This window comes from Streptomyces durocortorensis (assembly GCF_016901035.1).
GTDB classification, from domain to species: domain Bacteria; phylum Actinomycetota; class Actinomycetes; order Streptomycetales; family Streptomycetaceae; genus Streptomyces; species Streptomyces durocortorensis.
The window spans coordinates 1-634 of sequence record NZ_JAFEUF010000542.1 but is presented as its reverse complement, the minus strand read 5'-3'; the positions used below and the strand labels follow the sequence as shown (position 1 = coordinate 634).

Below are 634 nucleotides of genomic sequence, written 5' to 3'. Positions count from 1 at the left end.
CGGTGGATCTGTTCGACCGGGTGTCGGTGGAGCGGTTGGCCGGGCGTTTGGTGGGTGTGCTGGAGGCGGTGGCCGCGGATCCGGGGGTTCGGGTCGGTGCGGTGGATGTGCTGGGTGTGGTGGAGCGGGACCGGGTGCTGGGGGAGTGGGCGGGTTCTGCGCGTGTGGTGGAGGCGGTGTCGTTCCATGGGTTGTTCGAGGCGGTGGTGGACCGGTCGCCGGACGTGCTTGCGGTGGTGGGTGCGGGGTTCAGCTGGTCGTACGGGGAGGTGGAGGAGCGGGCGAACCGGTTGGCTCGGTGGTTGATGGGCCAAGGGGTTGGTTCGGAGTCGGTGGTGGCGTTGGTGTTGCCGCGGTCGGCGGAGATGGTGGTGGCGCAGCTGGCGGTGTTGAAGGCGGGGGCGGCGTATCTGCCGGTGGATCCGGAGTATCCGCAGGAGCGGATCGCGTACATGCTGGACGACTCCCGTCCCGCGCTTGTCCTTCGTGAACTTCCGAACTTGACAGCTGAGTTGGATGGTTCGCGTCCGGGTGTGGCGGTTGCTCCGGGGGGTGCGGCGTATGTGATTTACACGTCGGGTTCGACGGGCCGGCCGAAGGGTGTGGTGGTCTCCCACGCGGGGCTGGCGAGTTT

1 protein-coding gene is annotated in these 634 nt (G+C 68.1%); it reads left to right on the top strand.

Annotated features, from left to right (window positions below):
- A partial coding sequence (locus tag JS521_RS35995) for an AMP-binding protein (protein ID WP_205087034.1) occupies positions 1-634 on the top strand: 634 nt, incomplete at both ends.